Below are 20,213 nucleotides of genomic sequence, written 5' to 3'. Positions count from 1 at the left end.
GCAGCTACCCACGCATAGCCCACCCGCGGCGCCAAAAGACAACGAAATTCCAGAAGTCACTTCGAAGAAAAAAACAGCAGCCCGATGATATACCACCCGAATGACCACAAAGTAGGTGGCATTGGGCTAACGCCACCGGCAAGCATTGTGCCAGCCCTCCGGGCTTCATCGCGAACAAACATAGAAAACGTTAGAGTCAGCAGGTTTCGACATGGTCGGCCAAACGCTACTCGCCGATACCGATGTCCAATCCGTGTGCCTCGTACACGAGATCGGCTTCCCTTGCTTGGTGGTGTTTCAGGGAGGTGAGTAGCCAGGTGACCCGCTGGCGGATGTCAGCATAGTCGATCGACTCGCCTTCGCCCTGAGATCGCAGATGCTCGATCGTGGCATCGCAGCGCCGCACCATCTCGTCAAATTCCTGTTGCAGACGATCGACGCGGTGGTAGTACTTGCCGCCCGCCGTTTTTAATTCTGCAATCAAGCCGCCGGCAGATTCCCCGCGCTGGCTCGCTTCGCCGAGCGACGCGCGCAGCAAGCTGAGGGACTGTTGAACCGCGTCCTTCCAATCATGCTCGCGTCCCGGTGCGGGGGCCGTCAAACACGCCTCGGTTCGGTGGCTGGCCATCAGGATCCTGACCCGTTCGCTACGCCCCTCCTCCAGCGACGCTTCCTGCAACTCCGGCAGACGATGACGACTCGGTCGTTGTGTCCCGTTTGACTTGGACATGGAACTGTTCAGATTGGTGGGTGACGATGTTACGCTCGGGGCAAGTGCGAAGGGCGTCCACTTCGTATCAACGAGTTCGCCGAGCAATTTTTGTGCCGAAGACGGATTCGCGTTCGGCCCCGAGGTTGACCGACAGACGCCAGCAAATCACGTCAAGTTGACTTCATCAACGGCGGCCGACATGACAAAATGTCCGATGAACTTGACACCACGCCAAGGCGTACCACGCCTTACCCGGCAGCGTCTGTGGCCCCCTCGAGGATCTCGCCCCCAACATGACCGAACAACGAGCCTGGAAAATTCTGATTGTCGATGACGACGCGGACAGCCGCGCGTCGACGGCGCAGTGGCTCCAGCGGCGCGGCTACAACCCGGTGACGGTCGCCGATGGCGAGTCGGCGATGGAGATGATCGAAGAGGGCGTGGCGGTGGTCGTCACCGATCTGAAGATGCCCAAGACCGACGGACTGGCACTGTTGGACGTTGCCAAACGAAAAGCCCCTCACGCCATCGTCATCGTCGTCTCCGGGGTCGAAAGCGTCAACGCGGCCATCGCGGCGCTCAAAGCGGGCGCCGACGATTTTTTGCCCAAGCCCGTGAACTTGAATGAACTGACCGAGCGGATCGAATCGTCGCTGCGCCGCCGCGCGATGGCCGAACAGATCGCGGAACTCCAGTCCCAGCTGACCCAGCAACGTGGCCTGGACAACATGATCGGCACCAGCGCTTCGATCCGCGCCCTGTTCGAAAAAATCCGGCTCGTCGCGGACACGAAAAGCACAGTGTTGATCACGGGAGAAAGCGGCACCGGGAAGGAGCTGGTCGCTCGCTCGATCCACCGACTCAGCCGCCGCGCCGCCAAACCACTGATCGCGGTCAACTGTGCCGCGCTCCCGGAATCGCTCGTCGAGAGCGAACTGTTTGGCCACAAGAAGGGGGCGTTTACCGGCGCCACCGCCGACCGCAAGGGCCTGTTCGAAACGGCCGGCGGCGGGACCCTTTTTGTGGACGAGATCGGTGAACTGGACCTGTCGCTGCAAGCGAAATTCTTGCGGGCGCTGGAGAACCGGACGGTCATGCCGATCGGCGGATCCAAAGAGATCGACGTCGATGTCCGCCTGGTCGCCGCGACCAATCGCGAATTGCTCCAGCAGGTCCAGAACAAGGAATTCCGCGAGGACCTCTACTTTCGACTCAAAGTCGTCGAACTGGCGCTACCGCCGCTGCGGGAACGCAAAGACGACATCCCGCTGCTGATCCGCCACTTCATCGACCAAATCTCCACCGAGAACGAGCGACCGGTCAAAGACATTTCCACCGCGGCGCTCGAGGCGATGAAGGCTTACAAGTGGCCCGGAAATGTCCGCGAACTGAGAAACACCCTCGAAGGCATCATTGTGTTGACGCTGGACGAAATCATCGATGAACAACACCTGCCGCCACACATCACCGGCGCCGAGTCCGCACAGGCGATCATCCAACCCGGAATGACGCTCGCGGAGATCGAGCGTGAAGCGATCCGCCGGACGCTCGAACACACCAGCGGCCATCGGACAAGAGCCGCAGAACTGTTGGGCATTAGCGTCCGCACGCTGCAACGTAAATTAAAAGAATTCGACTTGGAATCCAATCGGTAGCAGACGCCGCCAACACGAAACACTTGGGACTTTGTCGATCGATTCAGAAGACCCGCACGATGGGCATTCCGCTCGTAGTCTATCGCAGCTCAGTTTTCGGGTAGTGGACGAGGCGACGAATCCTCTGTCAATATGCCGACTACAGAGGACTCGTCGCCTCGTCCACTACCGCCTACGCGAAAACCAAGGTGCGGCGAAATACCAGGCCCGGCCACGCACGCGTCACGGCCCACTCGATCAACATGCCGTTGGCGAGTTCCCCTACCGTAAGTTTGAAACGCTGACCCCGAAACGTTGACAACGCACCGGCGTGGCGTTTCACGCGATCGGAACGTCAATGTTTTTGAAAGAACGCCATGTAGGTCACCAGAGCGACCAGACCGAGCGAAGCGAACGCGCCGGCGGACAGCAGCGCCAAGGAAAGAAGATTCTCAGGCATTTCAGGCATGGGAAAGCTCCATCGGGTGTTCGGACTCGCGGCGCAACGCGTCACCCCAGGCAAACGCATGCGCGCCGAATTTCTCAAACAAGACTTCGATCGCCGCGTCTCGCCGCGACGTATCGCTAAACACGATCTGTCTTCCGATCATGGATCCGCCGAGTTGAGCGACACAGCGGGCGACATCCAATTCGTCATAACGCGACGGATCGATGCCCACCAGTTCCAAGATTCCAGGCAAACCATTCACGATTGATTCTCCTCCAACTGACGAACGCGGATGGGTGAGAGTCGAATGACAGCGGTGGCTGGAAACTTGCAACCGGCGTGCCAGCGCCGCGGATCGCGCCCCATGCCGCTCAATCCACAGGCCGTTGCGCCAAACGGCTGATCGTCAATTGACATCAGCCGGTTCGCGCCAGCGCGAGCGGCCTCCCCATTGATGATTCCCCATCAACCGACCGCAAAAACGTTCGGCAATTTGCTTCGTTTCGACTCAGCCACCACGTCAACTTGTCCTGGATCACGACACTTTGTCGCCCACCACTTCGGTGCTGCGATGCGGTCGACCACGCAAATCTGCGGGCGGGATCAAATCTTCACGATTGGCACGAACCTTGCCACGCGTGCGGCGACGCAGGACTCCTCCCCACCGCCACCATAGCCACAAGGAAACCACTCGATGGCCGAAGCCCCGACTGACACTCCCTGGATGATCGAAGCCGACGGTTTGTGTAAATACTATGGCGACTTTGCCGCGGCCGAAGCGATCTCATTCACCGTACCGGTCGGACAAGTGTGTGCCTTTCTGGGACCCAACGGGGCGGGAAAGTCGACCACGATGAAAATGCTGACGGGCTATCTGTCGCCCAACGCCGGCACCGCCAAGATCGCCGGACACGACGTGCACCGCGATCGGATCAACGCGGCCGAGCGTCTGGGATACCTTCCCGAAAATGGGCCGCTCTATTCCGAAATGACACCCCATGCGTTCCTGAATTACGTCGGCCAAGCCCGCATGCTGTCCGGCGACCGACTGCAGGCGCGCTTGGACTGGGTCCGCGAGCAATGTTCGCTCAGCGATGTCTGGGGCAAAGCGATCGGTAAACTCTCGCGTGGGTATCGCCAACGGGTCGGGATGGCCCAAGCGTTGTTGCACGACCCCGACGTGTTGATTCTGGATGAACCGACCAGCGGCCTGGATCCCAACCAGGTGCACGGCGTCCGTGAGTTGATCACCGCGTTGGGTGAAACCAAAACCGTGTTGCTGTCCACGCACATCTTGCAAGAAGTCCACGCGGTGTGCAGTCGCGTCGTGATGATCAACGAGGGGCGGTTGGTGTTCGATGGACCGACCGACGAACTCGGCCAACAGAGTGATGCGATGGAACAGAAGTTCCGAGAACTGACCGTCGCCGCGTAGCAAGCCGTAACGAACCAACACCTATCCAAGTTTGACTTTCAGAGATCCCACCATGCAAATCCGTCCCCAAGTGATCCGGGCCGTCTTTCAACGCAATTTCGCGAGCTACTTTTCGGGCGTATTGGGCTACCTGTTCATTGTGGTGTTTGTGGTGCTCGGCGGAGCCCTGGCGTTCAACGCGCGGTTCTTTACCGGCAACGAACCCAACCTCGATCAACTGACCGCGTGGTACCCGTTGTTGCTATTGTTCTTTGTGCCGGCGGTCACGATGAGCGTTTGGGCGGATGAACGCAAATCGGGAACGGACGAGCTTTTATTCACCCTGCCGGCGACCGAAATCGAAATCCTGCTCGGCAAATACCTTTCGGTCGTCGCGGTCTACAGTGTCGCACTGGTGTTCTCGATGGCACATGTTTTCGTTTTGACGTTCCTGGGCAATCCCGACTGGGGGCTGATCGCGACCACGTACTTCGGCTATTGGTTGGCCGGCGCGGCGATGTTGAGTGCGGGCATGTTGGCATCGATGTTGACGGCAAACATGACCGTCGCATTCGTCTTGGGAATCGTCATCTGTGCGATCCCGGTGTTCGTCGGACAGATCGGCGGCATGCTGGGCCTGGGTGATTTGCTGGAACGTTTCAGCTTGCAAGAACAATTCCGCGACTTCGGCATGGGGGTGATCCCGCTGACGGCATTGCTATACTTTGTCGCTTTCACCGTGGTGATGCTGTACCTGAATCACACCCTGATGACACGACGTCACTGGCAGACACGTCGCGAACCGGCGATCGGTTTTCAATATGCGGTGCGGGCGATCAGCGTCGCCGTCGTTTTGTCCTGCGTGACGACTTGGGCGGGGTACAGCGTGTTGCGTGTGGACGCCACCGGCGAACGCCTCTTCAGCCTCTCCGACGCAACGCACGACATCCTCGACCAACTCGATTCGGAACGACCGATCGAAATCCAGGCCTTCCTTAGCCCTGACGTGCCGCGGGATTACGTCGAAACGCGAAAACGATTGATCGGACTGCTGCGTCAGTTCGACGAACTCGGTGGAAAGAGCTTGGAAGTCCGCTATGTCGATGTCCAACCGTTTAGCCAGCAAGCCGACGAAGCCGAACATTTTGGCATCGAACCGGTCCAGGTGATGAGCGAAGTCGACGGCCGACGCAGCGAGGCCGACGTGTACCTCGGTGCGGTCGTGATCAGCAGCTTTGATAAAGTCGTCGTGCCGTTCTTCGGCAAAGGCCTGCCGATCGAATACGAACTGACGCGTTCGATCCAGACCGTCGCCAACGAGAAACGCCACACCGTCGGCGTGCTGCGGACCGACGCGAACTTGATGGAAGGCACCCGCGACTGGCAGATCGTGCGTGAACTGAAAAAACAATACAACGTCAAATCGGTGTCGCCCTCGACCGAAATTGATGCCGACGCCTTCGATGTGCTGTTGGCCGTCATGCCATCATCGCTGACCAGCGAAGAAATGGACCATCTGGTGACCTACGCCAAGACCGGCCGTCCACTGCTGGTGTTCGACGATCCCTTCCCACTGTCCTTGGGCAGCAACGGGTTTGGTGTGACTGGTGCCCCGCGTCAACCCAAACGCTCCGGTCATTCGGGATTCATGGGTCAAGGCGGTCCGCCGCCAGAGCAAAAGGCCGATGGCGGACGGGCAACGCGTTTGCTGGAAGCCCTGGGGATCGATTGGCAGTACGACGCCTGTGTGTTTGATTTCAACAATCCACACCCCGAATTCGCGATGCTTCCCCCGGAATACGTCTTCGTGACCAACAGCGGGACCGACGTCGAATCGTTCAATCTGAACGATGAGATCACCAAGGGGCTGCAAGAACTGATTGCGTTGTATCCCGGCGAAGTGGAAAAACGCGGCGGTGAGTTTGATTTCCAACCGCTACTGACCAGCAGCCGTCAATCGGGCGTCTTGCAGTGGGAAGAATTTGTCGATGAAGGAGGCTTCAATTTCTTTTCGATGCAGGGAACGGCCAACCCGCGACGCAATCCGTTCCGCGTGATCGACAGTGCCGCCCACACCCTGGCCGCGCGCGTGACCGGCGAATCGGATGATCACAAGGTCAACGCCATCTTTGTCGCCGACGTCGACATGATCTCCGATTTCTTCTTCGAGGAACGCAACCTCGGAAACCTGAGCACCAGCTTTGACAACGTCACCTTCGTGCTCAACGCCGTCGATTCGCTGGTCGGCGACGACTCCTTCATCGAACTCCGCAGCCGACGCCCCGCCCACCGAACGCTGGTTCGCGTCGAACAACAGAAACGCCACTTCCTTGAAGCGGCAAACCAAGCCGAACGGGAAGCGGACCAGCAGGCCGAAGAGGAATTGGAGCAACGCCGCGAGCAGCTCGGCAAACGCGTCAAGGAGATCCAAGAGAACAGCGATCTCGACCCGATCGCCAAAGCGCAAATGCTCAAGCAAGCTCAAGAGGCCGAACAAAAACGGTTGTCGCTGGCCGAAGCGCAAATCGAACAGAAGAAGAACGACGAAATCCGCAAGATTCGCGCCACCACCAACCGCCAGATCAAGTCGCTCGAATCGAAGATCCGATTCTGGTCGGTTTGTCTGCCCGCGATCCCGGCGTTTGCCCTCGGTGCCTTCGTCTTTGCCCAACGAGTCCGCGATGAGAAGTCGACGGTCATCGACTCACGCCGTCGCAAAACCGTGGCGTAAGCTTCCAGCTTGCGTTCTGCCCACCGACACCCCATCCACACCAACCACCGGAATACAACACCGACCAATTCCCATGTCCACAGTAACCCAAGACCAGACGCAACCCAACGCCGACAGTCGGCCCGGCGGACAAACCAAGGAAACCATCGAAGCCACCACCGCGGCTGTCAAAAGTCGCTGGCTGGGCTTGGCCGAAGAGACTCGTCGGACGGTTCTGTACGCCGCCGCCGCAATCCTCTGTCTGCTGATCACCGGCGTGATCGAATTGGCGACTCGGCCGGCGGTGATCGCCGAATACGGAAAGGTCGGCAAAGAGTTCTTTCCCGAATTCCGCGACCCCACCCTGGCCTCGGCGCTGAACGTGGCGGTCATCGATCCCGACCAAGTCGAAGCCAAACAATTCAGTGTGGAACGAACCGAAAACGGTCAGTGGGTGATCCCGTCACACCACAATTACCCCGCGGATGCGGAAGACCAATTGGCCCGAACCGCCAGCAGCGTGATCGGGATCAAGCGAGGGGCGATGGTGACGCGCTGGCAAGCCGACCACGCACGCTATGGAGTCGTCGATCCAAAGACGGACACGTTGGAGGTCGGTCAGGTGGAAGGAGTCGGAAAACGGCTCACCCTGCGTGGCGAAGACGATTCGGTTTTGGCCGACTACATCATCGGCAAACAGGTCGAAGATGAATTTGACCAGTACTACGTCCGGCACCCCGATGAAGACGAAGTGTACGTGGCGACACTCAACATCGACCTGTCCACGCGATTCAGCGATTGGATCAACACCGATCTGTTTGACATCAGCCAAAGTGACGTCGTCAACGTTTCACTGAACGATTATCAATTTGATGAGCTAAAAGGAACGGTGACGCAACGTGAAGTCACGACGCTGCATCGAGAAACGTCGCTCGACGACTGGAAGATGGACGGCATTGACGATGCAACCGAGCAAGTCAACAAGGATGCGATTCGAGACACCGTCAACGCCATCGCCAATCTTGACATCGTCGGTGTCCGGCCCAAGCAAACCGGGTTGACGCCCGACCTGAAACTCGACCGCGACGCCCTCGGTTCGCAACGAGATGTCGACCGTTTGCAATCCGATCTACTCTCGCGAGGCTTCTTGCTGCAACCGGTGCAAGACAATCCTGACACGCTGAAGCTGATTTCGCGTGAAGGAGAACTGGCGACGGCGACCAACGATGGGCTGGTGTACAACCTGTACTTCGGCCGCGTGTTCACCGGCAGCCAGGAAGAACTCGAATTGGGATTCGCAAACCAACCCGACCAAGCATCAGAGGATGCGGGTGACTCCGATTCCGCCGAAGGCGAAAACGAGAACAGCGCTGAAACTGATAGCGGTGACGAAAACGAAGGCAGTGACGAAAACGAAACCGGCAACTCTGGAAAACCCGGCCGCTACGTGTTCGTCACCGTCAATTTTGACCAGCAGTTCCTTGGTGAAGCTCCCGAGAAACCGACCAAGCCGGAAATGCCGGAAGAGCTGAGTGCAGCCGAAGTGGAGACCGAGGAAGCCACCTCGACCGAGTCCGAATCGCCTGACGACAGCGAAGCATCTGACGACAGCGAAGCATCCGACGACAGCGAATCGTCCGACGAACAAGCCGACCGCTTGAAGGAACTGCGTGAGAGCTACGATGCAGAGATGGAAGCCTACAACGACGCTCTGGAAGAGTGGCAGTCGTATCAAGACAAGATCGAGCAGGGCAAGGAGAAAGCCGAGTCGTTGAACCGTCGTTTTGCACAGTGGTACTATGTCATCGCCGGCGAGGACTACGACAAACTTGCCCTCTCTCGCAGCGATCTGGTCGAAGCGAAAGAGGAAGTGAAAGAACCGGAGTCGGAGTCAACGTCGGAGTCCGAGTCCGACCCCGAGTCGGAGACCCAACCGCAATCGTCGACCGAGGAAACGGCGGCAGCCAACCAAGCCGCCGCGGACGAGTTCCTGGCAGAGAATCGGTCCAAGGACGGCGTCATCACCACGGAGAGTGGATTGCAATATGAAGTGTTGACCGAGGGTGAAGGCGAGTCGCCGGGTGAAGACAGTCGGGTCAAGGTTCGCTACAAGGGCACGTTGATGGACGGTACCGTGTTTGACCAATCCGGTGACTCCGCGGTGGAGTTCGGAGTCAACCAGGTGATTCCGGGTTGGACCGAAGCGCTCCAGCTGATGAAACCGGGAGCGAAATGGAAACTGTACATCCCACCGAAATTGGCCTATGGCGAGCGTGGCTCGGGCGACAAGATCGGCCCCAATACGTTGTTGATTTTCGAAGTCGAATTGGTTTCGATTGAACCGAACCTTGGTTGACGACAGCGCGGGTGATCCGCGTCGTCATTTTCCCTCGAAGGCCGCGGTTAACGCCGCGGCCTCGCTTTTTGGCACGCCGGTTGCTTTTGACCTAAATCGTTTCGCTGACTGTCAATTTTGCAAAGCGTGTTCGCGAGTCTGCCGGTCAGTTTTTCGTTTCACGGTTTTTAACGTGTGATCTGGAGGCTATGGCCATGAGCGGTTTCAGTTCAACCCTTTCTCGTTCGATCGGCCCCAGCGTGCTCGGCGTCGCGAGCCGCGAGATGGACGAATTGTTTGATCGACTTTTCGCGTCCGGTGGTAACGGCAAAACAAAACCCTGGTGGCCTCTGATGTCCGTCTGGGAAGAGGGCGACCACTACCATCTGGAACTGGACCTTCCCGGTCTGGCGAACGATGACATCGAGGTGACCTTCGAAGAGGGACGCCTGAAGATTGCGGCCAGCCGAACGCGACCAGAATCCGAGAAGCGATCCTACCTGCATGACGAACGCCATTGGGGCGACTTCAGCCGATTGGTTTCCATCCCCGATTCCGTCGACCCCGAGTCGATCGAAGCCGACTATCAGAACGGCGTGTTGCACTTGCTGTTGAAAAAGCGATCCGAAGTGTTGCCCAAGCGGATCAAGATCAACGCCAAGTAACTCGCCAGCGACCCGTCAAATCGATCCGCAACACGCGTTCCATGCGTGTTGCGGATTTTTTGTTGAGGTGCGCTGGTGTGCAGGCTTTAGCCGCCCGGGTCGCTGCAGAGCAGCGAGAGGGAATCGCCTCAAGGCTAGACACCAACGTGCGCTGGTGTGCAGGCTTTAGCCCGGATATTGCATCCGCTTATTCGACTGCCCCTATAGCGCGAAAGCCTTAGTTCGTGTATCTATTGGAGTTACGACACTTCATAGACCACAAAACCAAGGCTTTCGGCAATGACAAAGCGTAAACGAAATCGTCCCGCATTGAAACGCCTCAGAAGGCAGGCCGTTGAGGTAGATTTCGACGGCGGATCGCTCACTTCCGATGGGGGCCTCGTCCTGCTTCGCGAAGTCGACAAAAAGCTCAATTTGATCAAGCGGATCGACCAAGCGATTCACGACCCGCGTGATCCGATTCACACCGTTCATTCTCAAGCGGAAATCCTTATCAGTCGAATCTTTGCGATCGCGGCCGGATACGAAGACGCAAACGATCAACAGCAGCTTCGCGATGATGCCGCCTTTCAAGTCGCCGCCGGACGGCCCCCTCGAATCAATGACAGGTCGGATGACGATTGGGATCCCACTCTGGCGAGCCCCTCGACTCATTCCCGATTTGAAAACCGAATCACCAAAAAAGAACTCTTCGAACTCAGCAAGATCCTCGTCGACATTTTTCTTGACAGCTTCGACACCCCGCCTGATGAAATCACACTCGATCTAGACGCAACGGACGACAAGGTACACGGCGATCAAGATAAAAAGGCTTTCAATGCCTACTACGACAGCTATTGCTTCCAACCTCTGTACGTGTTTTGCGGCGACCAACTTCTCGTCTCGTATCTTCGTCCAGCCAACCTCGGTGATGGCCATCACGCACGCGGAATCACAAAATTGCTTGTTGCAAGGATCCGCCAACGATGGCCTCGGGTCAAAATCACCCTTCGTGGTGACGGAGGTTTTGCGATCGAACGCCTCATGCGCTGGTGCGACAAAAACGATGTCCACTACGTCTTTGGTTTGCCCAAGAATAAGGTTTTGGTCAAGCAAATTGCCTGCGAAATGACTCGCGCAAGAGTCGAGAGATTCCACCGTGGTGGCAAACAAGCCTTTTACAAGTGGTTTCGCTATCGCACCGGCAGGACGTGGGACCGCCATCGCTGGGTGGTCGGCAAAGCAGAGTATACCGCCAAAGGCCCCAATCCTCGCTTCGTCGTAACAAACTGTTTCTCAAGTGACGACATTGTCGACACGACCTACCATCGACCGATGGTCGATGGCAAAAGGCAGCCGCTACAAGTTAAGACTCCAGGGACATGGTGCTCTGTCGCTTATGACCCGGAGAAGTTTTATCGAGAGCACTACTGCATGCGTGGCGAGATGGAGAATCGGATCAAAGAGCAACAGCTTTGTCTGTTCGCTGATCGCACCAGTTGCACCCGTTTTATTGCCAATCAGTTCCGCGTGATGCTTTCATCATTTGCTTACGTTCTACTCGATGGGTTGCGTCGCCTGGGCCTGAGTGGAACGAAACAGAGTCGTCTACGTGTGGACACGATTCGATTGCGACTGTTGAAAATAGCAGCCCGAGTTCGAGTGACTTGTCGTCGGGTGGTATTTCATCTTTGCAGCCATTGCCCCTGGGAACCGCTGTTCAATCAGGTGCTGGCACGTCTGTGCCGTAGCGATTAGCCACTCCCATCGCATCGTGTGGCACCGCGCAGCGACTTCCGGTCGTCTGGGGGTAGGGGGCCCTCTGCCCGCAGCGAATCGATTGCAGCAAAAACCGGCTATCGTGGACAGCCTCGCCGTAACTCAGTCTAAAATCAGAGTCAACCAGTCAGCGGATGCAATATCCGGGTTAGCCGCCCGGGTCGCTGCAGAGCAGCGAGAAGGAATCGCCTAAAGGCTGGACACCAACACGCGCTGGTGTGCAGGCTTTAGCCGCCCGGGTCGCTGCAGAGCAGCGAGAAGGAATCACCTGAAGGCTAGACACCAACACGCGCTGGTGTGCAGGCTTTAGCCGCCCGGGTCGCTGCAGAGCAGCGAGAAGGAATCACCTGAAGGCTAGACACCAACACGCGCTGGTGTGCAGGCTTTAGCCGCTCGGGTCGCTGCAGAGCAGCGAGAGGGAATCGCCTAAAGGCTAGACACCAACGTGCGCTGGTGTGCAGGCTTTAGCCGCTCGGGTCGCTGCAGAGCAGCGACAGGCAATCGCCTCAAGGCGAGGCACCAAGATCAGTCGATTCGCGCGAGCGATCGGGCGTGCTGTTGTAAAGCGCGCGTCACTTCGGCAATCTGCGTCTGGAGATTTCCTGTTAATCGCTCGATGCTCGATGCGTCCTGTTGCCGCGCCGCGATCTCCAACTGCGTCGCCGCCTCGCTGGCTTCGTCGGCGCCGAACACCACCAGCGATCCCTTCAGCGCGTGCGCGGCGCGTTCCAGCGACTTGTAGTCCGTCGCGGCGACCGCGGTTTGAATTTCATTCATCATCCGCGGCGTCTCTTCCTCCATCGCCGTGATCAATTCGCTCAACAGCTCTTCGTCACCTCCGGCATTCTCCATCGCCGTCTCGAAATCGAAGGGCCGGCTGTGTGGCGGCGGGCCTTCGCTCACGGTGGCAGACTCGGTGGAACTGGATCCCTCGCGTGGTCGTTCGGATCGGTCCTCGGCGTCGCGATCCTGTTGCCGCTCAGAGAAGATCGCTTCGATGCTTGCCAACAATTCGGAACTCTTGCTTGTCTTGCGGACACAGGTGTTCGCTCCCGCGGCACGACCGCGTTGGGCGAATTCGGCGGTATCGTTGCCGGAATACAGAATGATGGGCGTGGTGGCAAACTGCTTGGATTGACGCAGTTCGTGACAAACCTGGTACCCATCGCGCGCGGGCATGTTGACGTCTAAAACGATCAAATCCGGCGTGGTCGCCCGCGCCATCGCCAACGCGTCGTCACCGTTGGCCGCTTGGATGACATCATGTCCGGCCGCAGCGAGCTTGCGAGTGAACAGCAACCGTAGCGCCCGATGGTCGTCGGCCAGCAAGATCGTCTTGCCCGACGGCGGTTTGTTGAAGGAGTCGCCGGCCTGGCTGGTGCGCGTGACCAAGATCACGGTGTCGCCTTGATGGACGGCAGTCTCGGGTGGCGGCGTCGGGTCAAAGGTTCCATCACAGCGTTGGATACCCGCGACCCCGACGGCCGTCGATTCGTTCAGAATTTCGTCGACGGTTGTCGCCTGTTCGGCGTCGTGACGATGCGGTTTCAACGACACGCCCAACAGGCTGGAATGTTCGGAGACGCCGGTTACGACGGATGAACTATCGGCCTGTTGCTTGATCAGCTCGGCGATTTGACGACCGCCGAGTTTCATCGGGGAGACGACGATGTCCGCCCCGGCCCTCAGAATCCGGTCCTCGACGCCCGAGTCTTCGCCCCGCGCGATGATGAAGATCTTGGGGTTTAACTCCCGCGCCGCCAATGAAATGAACAGGTTGTTCGAGTCGTCGGTCAGCACCGCGATCACGCCCTGAGCCCGCTCGATCGCCGCCTCCTTCAACGTCGTATCCGCGGTCGGGTTGCCCCGGACCAACGCAAACCCTTCACGTTCCACGGCCGCGATCGAGGCTTCATCGTCGGTGATCACGACGAACGGCAGCTGGTGGTCCTTCAGCTCCTTGCAAATCGCGCCCCCGATCTTTCCGTAGCCGCACACAATGTAATGCTCTCTCATTCGACTGATCCTTCTGCGCATCTGTTTCCGCGTAATGACCCCGACCCCTTCCAATTCACTTTGAATCACCCAGCGAGCGAACTGTGTGGCGAAGGCGACGACGGCGCCGAATCCGCAAAACACCAGGACGACGGTGAAGTACCGTCCGGGGACCGACAATTCATGGATCTCATCAAACTGGGTCGGCGTGATGGCCGTGACGGTCATGTAGAACGCATCGCCGACCGTGATCCCGTCTTCGATGATCAGATACCCGCCGGTCCCGATCGACAGAACCAACGCGACGAAAACAAGAATCTGCAGAATGTAGCGTGCCGACTCTTTCATGCGTTTTGGTCGACCGACCGCCTCGAAGCATGCCCGATCACTGGCAGCCGTGTGCACGTCCGGTCCAGGGGGATCACAACCGGGGAAGTTGTTGGTGTGGACGGATTCACCAAAGCCCCATTGTATCCCATGCCACCGACCCATTGGATGCTCGAGAGGGCCGCCGGGATGAAAAGCGGGGCGAGTCAGTGTTTCGAGTCAGCTTTCCGAGTCGGTGAAACCGGGGGGCGGAACGATTTGCCCATCTCGAACCAAGGACTCTAGTGCCGCCTGCGCGTATTGTTGGGTCTCTTGTCGCTCCGAATCCTCTTTGTCCAGCGTGGCAATCCCCGATTGATTCATGTACTGATCAAAGGTTTGCCGGTCGTTGGCGGACATTTGAATCCACATCCGACGCGGTAAGCCGTACCAATTGACATCTTGAGGCGTGATGATTCCGTAATGGGTCATGTCACCGAGTCCTTCGATGGTGTCGCCGAGCCGTTGATCCGCACGAGGCGTCACCTTTCCACCCTCACTGGCGGCAAGGAAATCGCTCATCTGTCGGCTGACCTCACGCAGACGATAAACGCGTTGGACGTGTACCGGGATCACCGAGACGTGGTCGAATTCGCCTTGCGGAGGATCGGGCAAGGCCGGCCGATGCTTCGGTCCCACCGCCATGTTGTACGCCTGCCAGACCACAGCAATCTCTAGAAAATCAAATCGATTTTCGTTGGCAAGGTTTTTGCTAGACGCATCTAAAAACTCGCCGATCGGCATGGGGTTTCCAGCAGGAGACGCCTGGGCCACCTGTTGCAGATACAGGTTTCGGTGATCCGTCATGCCGATCTGCGTCATACGATTCCAGAGGTCCCGTAACACCTGGTAAGGAATCAGGTGATGGTAGACGCCCGCCCTCGGCCACTCCTTCCAGTTTGGCGGACGATAGTTGGATCTCGCGGTAATCGTGCCATCGCGCTGAAACATCACTGGACCTGAAGCAGGGTAGCGGAGTTCGACCAACGGTTCCGTCATCGCACCATGCCGCGTCGAGTTGCTAAGAAAACGTCGATTTTCTGAAACACCCCCACGCCGTCGCCAGCGTTTGTCGACTCAGCCCTTGAACGACGGCCTGATCAAAAGTGAACCGTTCCCCGGCTGAGTTTGACGTCGACGTTGATCAACCGCCCGCTGCGTTTGTCTTTGACCAGCAAACGCACCCAACCGAAACGATTGGCGTAGCGCTCGAGCGCCGTGTCGATCCGCAGCGTCCGATGGGTTCCTATTCCAATCGGATGTCCATTGACGGCGAGGATCCGGTCGCCCACTTCCAATCCGACTCTGGCCGCCGCCGTCCCCGGATAGACCTGGGTCAACAACAACCCGTTCGCACTGTAGCTGCCATAGACGCCTAAATACCAACCGCCGACAATCGGATTACCCGATCCCTGGCCGGGTTTCGGTTCGACAAACCCGCCGCCTTCCACCGCGCCGAGAGTGGCGGCTGAGCGATCCGCAGCCGTTTGCTCACCCGCGTCGGGGCCGATCACAACGACGTCGTCCGCCCGCGTCACCGAAGAAGCGACGAGCAGCGAAAGGCCGATCACACTCCACCGCAAAACGTTCATGTTGAATGTCCCACGACTCGTGCGTGCCAGAAATCTGCGACGTGCAACAGCCAAGTTGGCACCCGACCGGCCGCGGCGATAACGCGCTGCAATAATCGTACCGTGCGTTTGGCGCTGACCAGGCCAAGAAGACATCCCGCCAGAGACGAAAAATGCTGTCACGGCACGGCACCTGTGGAAACCAGGAACAGGTCATGCACCATCGCTTCGTCGAACCACGCCGTCCGGTATCAACAACCGTCCCCGTTATGCCAGCACGTCCTTGACCACGTGTCCGTGAACGTTGGTCAACCGTCTTTCCAGCCCGTTGTGGTAGAACGTCAAACGCTCGTGGTCGAGCCCCATCAGATGCAACAGCGTTGCGTTGAAGTCGTAGACGCTGGTCGTGTTGGCGGCCGCCTTGAACCCGAACTCATCGCTTTCACCATAGCTGATCCCTTTCTTGACACCGGCACCGGCCAGGAAACAGGTGAACGCGTCGGGGTTGTGATCGCGGCCGGTTCCGTTGCCCTGCAAGAACGGCATCCGTCCGAACTCGGTCGCCCACACGACCAAGGTGTTCTCCAACATCCCACGCTGCTTCAGATCCGCGAACAACGCCGCGGTCGGCTGATCCATGATCTCCGCCTGCATCGCGTGCGTTTCCAGAATATTGGCGTGCGAATCCCAGTTGGTGATACCGTTGCCGCCGGCCGGATCGCTTCCGTTGAACAATTGCACGACGCGGACACCCTTTTCGAGCAACCGTCGAGCGAGAATACAGTTGCGTGCATACTGGCCACGCAACTCGCTGCCGCCTTCGACGCCGTACGCTTTCAAGGTCTCGGCGGTTTCGCCGGAGATGTCCATCACGTCCGGGACGGTGGTCTGCATTTTCCCGGCCAGTTCATAACTGGCGATCCGCCCGGCCAGATCGGCGTCGCCGGGGAATTGTTCCAAGTGTTTCGCATTGAGCCGGGCCAACAGGTCGACGCTGAGACGATCTTCTTGGGCCGAAAGCACGTCGGGGCGGCGCAGATTGTTCGGCGGCGCCGCGGCGCTGAAATCGGTGCCTTGGAACGCGGCAGGCAAAAACCCGTTGCCGAAATTGTTCTTGCCACTTCGCGCCAACCCACGTGGATCATTGATGGCGACGAAAGCCGGCAGCTCTTGGTTTTCCGTCCCCAGTGCATACGTGACCCAGGCTCCGAACGACGGAAACCCTTCCATCGTGAAACCGGTGTTCATGAAGTTCTCGCCCTGGGGGTGCGCACTCGTGTCGGTTGTCAGCGAGTGGATGAACGCGAAATCGTCGACGTGCTGGGCGAGATGCGGCAGCAGATCGGAAACCATCTTGCCCGTTTCGCCGCGGGGTTTGAACTCCCAAAACGGCTTGGCGATGTTCCCGGTCGGGCCTTCAAAGGTCACTTCGGGGATCCCCGGCGGCTTCTGCCCGTGCAGCTCCCAGAGCGCCGGTTTGTAATCAAACGTGTCGACATGGCTGACCGCGCCGGGGCAATAGATCACCAACACCTGTTTGGCAGGCATGTCGAAGTGTCCCGGACGCGGGGCATACGGCTGACTCGGATCGATGGCAGGCCGAATCGGCGTCTTTCCGCTGACCGTTTTCACATCGGCGGCCAACAATCCGTCAGCGTCGAGCAAGCTGGCCAGCGCCAACGCGCTGGTGGACAAACCGGCGGTGTGTAGGAACCCGCGGCGATCAAGCAAACGTCTGCCCAGGGGCGAAAGTTTTTCGGGATTGGTCATGGTAAAAACGCAAATTCGTTGGTGTTCAATAACGTTCGGCAGACGAGCGACAAGCTCGTTTGCCGGGCAAGTTCCAAACAAGAATCCAGTTCGTCGGTCTCGGGCTGGCGTGACAACAACAGTTCAAAGGAGCGGACGATCGCCGCTTTCAACTCTCCACCCGATTCTTTCTTCGCACGCTCAGCAATCAACTCGGATTGGTGGATCACAAAGTCGCTGTTCATCAAGTTCAACGCTTGCAAGGGAGTCGTCGAGACGGGACGCTTGGCACGCACCTGACCGCAATCGGGAAAGTCGAATGCCGTGAACATCTGGTCGTCGACACGACGCATGCGTTCTTGGTACAGCATGCGGCGCCACGTTTCCGGACCGTAATTCTTGACGACTTCCCACTGGGCGTAGGTTTTCTTTTCGTTGTGAATTCGGTAGCTGCGACCGCCGATGGTTCGGTCCAGTGATCCCGACGCCTGCAGGATCGAATCGCGAATCACTTCCGCCTCCACGCGCTTGGGCGGAAAACGCCACAACAGCGCCGAACCGGCGTCCTTGGCGATGCCCTCTGGCCGCGGCGCACTGGACTGACGGAAGGCCGCCGACATCACCATTTGGCGGATCATCGATTTGGTGGACCACGCTTCGTTACCCGAGACCGTCGGCTGAACAAACTCCGCGGCCAACCAATCCAACAGTTCCGGATGCGTCGGCGCGGCGCCCGCTTTGCCGAAGTCGCTGGTCGTTGGAACAATGCCGCTGCCGAAAATGTGGTGCCAGAGCCGGTTGACCATCACGCGTGCGGTCAACGGGTTTTCTTCGCTGCTGATCCATTTGGCGAACTCGGCCCGCCGTTTGGGGCCGGGTGCATCCTGTGTCAGCCCCAAGTCGCCATCAAAGATGGCCGGTCCCGCCGGGTCGACTTCATCACGCGGGTTCTCCGGGCTGCCACGAAGCAGCACGCGGGTCACATCGGGGCGGACGAATCGGCCGACAAAGCTCGGACGCGGCCCTTCTTCGGCCAAGGTTTCGATTTGATTCTGAATCTCCTCGAGCGCCGCTTTGCGTTCGGGATGCTCTTTGTCCAACTGAGTGTTGACGAACCAAGTCCCAACCCAAGGCTGCCAGGTCCCGTCACTTTGGAGCACATCGACATCGTACTCGTAACGCGGCAGGTACGGTTTCTTGTCCAGATAATCGGTGTCGTAGAAATACTCGCGATTGCTGCTCAAACGAAGCCGACTGATCTTTTCTGGCTGTTCAAAATCGAACTGCACGTAGGGCTGCTCGTCGGAATCCTTGTCCTTCTTTGCCCGCCATGTCATCGTGCCATATTCGCCATCATTGACGCGTCGAATCGGATTGCGGCCTTCGAATCCGTCTTCGGGGAATCCGGTAACCTTGGTGCCGCGGCGTTTGTGGGCAAGGTTTTCGCCATAGTTGTCGGGACCGAACACTTCCAATTCGTCCAAGCCGACGTTGCCCATCTTGAACCGGACACGGATTGCTTTGGTCGTGACGGGTTTGAAGTGCATTTCACGAAACGCCCCCCAATCCTCTTCCCAACCGCCGATCGGGCGCAGCACCGCGCGTTGTTTGGCGATCTCTTTCCAGATCTCTTCGCCGCGTTTGCGACGCGGATGATCGGGCGCGAATTCGGGATGGCGACTGCCGAATTCGACGTCTTGGAATACGCCCGTCATTGAGTAGTAATCTTTGATCGTGATCGGATCGAACTTGTGATTGTGACACCGCGCGCATCCGATCGTGACGCCCATCACCGAGGCACCGACGGTTTGCATGATCTCGTCCATCCGATCGGCGCGGGCTTGGCGAATCGCCGTCGGTTCGCGACCCACCGTCGCCGCGGGTACGTGAGGTCCGGCGACCAGAAAACCGGTCGCTTCGCCGGCACCCATCGAATCGCCGGCAATCTGTTCCTGCACAAACTCGTTGTAGGGCGTGTCTTCATTGAACGAGCGGACCACGTAATCGCGATAGATCCACGCGTTCTTCCGATACAAATTGGCTTCGGATCCATTTGTTTCCGCCCATCGAATCACGTCCAGCCAATGCTGGGCCCAACGTTCACCGAAATGCGGTGATTGCAGCAACCGATCAACCAGCTTTGAATATGCCTGCTCGGAATCGATCGCAAACGCCTCGATGAATTCATCGGTCTGTTCCGGCGTCGGGGCGATCCCCGTCAACACGATCGAGACGCGTCGGATCAGCGAACGGGGATCGGCCGGCGGTGAGTACGAGAGTCCCTGTTCGCCCAGTTTCCTCAGCAAAAAGGCATCGATGACGGTGGGCTGCATCGCAAGCTGGTTGCTTCCGCCACCTTGTGGCCGATTCGCAAGCTGGAAGCTTACGCCACTTTGGGGGATCTCGGGTCGGACGACGGGTTTGAACGCCCAGTGATCGATTTCTTCGTTGACCACGTCGTCCATTTGTCCGGGTACGACGGCGCCCGCTTTGATCCAACGCGTCAGCAAATCAATTTCTTCATCCGGCAGCTTGTCATCATCCGGCGGCATCGCCATGTCTTCATCGACATGGTTGATCACTTCGATCAGGTAGCTCTTTTCGGGCTTGCCGGGCACGACGGCCGCCAAGCCTGAATCGCCGCCGCGAAGCATGCGGGCACGCAAATCTAGCCGTAGCCCCGATTCTTGCTCGTCTTCGCCGTGGCAATACAAGCAACGTTCTTCGAGAATCGGCAGGATCTGTTCCTCGAAATCGATCTCTTCGGCAGGCAACCTTTGCGGTGCCAACAGGCAAAACAGGAGCAGAAATCGTCGAATCATGATGGATGGCTTCCAATTTGACATTGGCATGGAG

General features: G+C 58.3%; 14 protein-coding genes. 6 read left to right on the top strand and 8 right to left on the bottom strand.

The features are described 5' to 3' along the window. Positions 1 to 226 precede the first annotated feature (226 nt). Positions 227 to 730, bottom strand: coding sequence for a hypothetical protein (locus tag TBK1r_RS24135; protein WP_145216596.1), 504 nt, complete (start codon positions 728 to 730; stop codon positions 227 to 229). A 275-nt stretch (positions 731 to 1,005) separates the two neighbouring features. Between TBK1r_RS24135 and TBK1r_RS24130 the strand changes: the two genes are divergently transcribed. After that, positions 1,006 to 2,367, top strand: a complete 1,362-nt coding sequence (locus tag TBK1r_RS24130) for a sigma-54-dependent transcriptional regulator (protein ID WP_145216593.1) — start codon at positions 1,006 to 1,008, stop codon at positions 2,365 to 2,367. Positions 2,368 to 2,807: 440 nt separating this feature from the next. On the opposite strand, the gene TBK1r_RS24125 is transcribed toward TBK1r_RS24130, so the two are convergent. Continuing rightward, positions 2,808 to 3,056 carry a hypothetical protein gene (locus TBK1r_RS24125; RefSeq protein WP_145216590.1) on the bottom strand — a complete coding sequence of 83 codons (249 nt, stop codon included), beginning with the start codon at positions 3,054 to 3,056 and terminating at the stop codon, positions 2,808 to 2,810. Beyond that, positions 3,053 to 3,211, bottom strand: a complete 159-nt coding sequence (locus TBK1r_RS39050) for a hypothetical protein (RefSeq protein WP_419580342.1) — start codon at positions 3,209 to 3,211, stop codon at positions 3,053 to 3,055. Before TBK1r_RS39050 ends, TBK1r_RS24125 begins: the two co-directional genes overlap by 4 nt. A gap of 277 nt (positions 3,212 to 3,488) precedes the next feature. Here TBK1r_RS39050 and TBK1r_RS24120 point away from each other — a divergent pair, with 277 nt between their 5' ends. From TBK1r_RS24120 to TBK1r_RS24100, 5 genes are all read left to right on the top strand, one after another. Beyond that, positions 3,489 to 4,229 (top strand): ABC transporter ATP-binding protein, encoded by a 741-nt coding sequence (locus tag TBK1r_RS24120; protein ID WP_145216587.1) that lies wholly within the window; start codon positions 3,489 to 3,491, stop codon positions 4,227 to 4,229. A gap of 52 nt (positions 4,230 to 4,281) precedes the next feature. Continuing rightward, positions 4,282 to 6,939 carry a Gldg family protein gene (locus tag TBK1r_RS24115; protein WP_145216584.1) on the top strand — a complete coding sequence of 886 codons (2,658 nt, stop codon included), beginning with the start codon at positions 4,282 to 4,284 and terminating at the stop codon, positions 6,937 to 6,939. A gap of 73 nt (positions 6,940 to 7,012) precedes the next feature. Then, positions 7,013 to 9,274 carry a DUF4340 domain-containing protein gene (locus TBK1r_RS24110; protein ID WP_419580341.1) on the top strand — a complete coding sequence of 754 codons (2,262 nt, stop codon included), beginning with the start codon at positions 7,013 to 7,015 and terminating at the stop codon, positions 9,272 to 9,274. A gap of 194 nt (positions 9,275 to 9,468) precedes the next feature. Next, positions 9,469 to 9,918, top strand: coding sequence for an Hsp20/alpha crystallin family protein (locus TBK1r_RS24105; RefSeq protein WP_419580340.1), 450 nt, complete (start codon positions 9,469 to 9,471; stop codon positions 9,916 to 9,918). A 279-nt stretch (positions 9,919 to 10,197) separates the two neighbouring features. After that, positions 10,198 to 11,655 (top strand): IS1380 family transposase, encoded by a 1,458-nt coding sequence (locus TBK1r_RS24100; protein ID WP_145208447.1) that lies wholly within the window; start codon positions 10,198 to 10,200, stop codon positions 11,653 to 11,655. Positions 11,656 to 12,201: 546 nt separating this feature from the next. Here TBK1r_RS24100 and TBK1r_RS24095 read toward each other — a convergent pair. The 5 genes from TBK1r_RS24095 to TBK1r_RS24075 form a co-directional block, all read right to left on the bottom strand. After that, the gene (locus tag TBK1r_RS24095) at positions 12,202 to 14,019 is read right to left on the bottom strand and encodes an NAD-binding protein (RefSeq protein WP_419580339.1); all 1,818 of its coding nucleotides are present in this window, start codon (positions 14,017 to 14,019) and stop codon (positions 12,202 to 12,204) included. Positions 14,020 to 14,217: 198 nt separating this feature from the next. Beyond that, positions 14,218 to 14,988 carry a hypothetical protein gene (locus TBK1r_RS24090; RefSeq protein ID WP_145216571.1) on the bottom strand — a complete coding sequence of 257 codons (771 nt, stop codon included), beginning with the start codon at positions 14,986 to 14,988 and terminating at the stop codon, positions 14,218 to 14,220. A gap of 149 nt (positions 14,989 to 15,137) precedes the next feature. Beyond that, entirely contained in the window at positions 15,138 to 15,629 is a 492-nt protein-coding gene (locus tag TBK1r_RS24085; RefSeq protein ID WP_145216568.1) for a PDZ domain-containing protein, read from the bottom strand. 246 nt (positions 15,630 to 15,875) lie between these two features. Beyond that, positions 15,876 to 17,378, bottom strand: a complete 1,503-nt coding sequence (locus TBK1r_RS24080; protein WP_145216565.1) for a DUF1501 domain-containing protein — start codon at positions 17,376 to 17,378, stop codon at positions 15,876 to 15,878. Next, the gene (locus tag TBK1r_RS24075; protein ID WP_145216562.1) at positions 17,375 to 20,179 is read right to left on the bottom strand and encodes a PSD1 and planctomycete cytochrome C domain-containing protein; all 2,805 of its coding nucleotides are present in this window, start codon (positions 20,177 to 20,179) and stop codon (positions 17,375 to 17,377) included. Before TBK1r_RS24075 ends, TBK1r_RS24080 begins: the two co-directional genes overlap by 4 nt. Positions 20,180 to 20,213 lie beyond the last annotated feature (34 nt).

Origin of the sequence: Stieleria magnilauensis, from assembly GCA_007753675.1 — a bacterium.
Lineage (GTDB): Bacteria > Planctomycetota > Planctomycetia > Pirellulales > Pirellulaceae > Stieleria > Stieleria magnilauensis.
The sequence above is the reverse complement of the archived record's forward strand: the minus strand, read 5'-3'. Positions and strand labels throughout refer to the sequence as shown.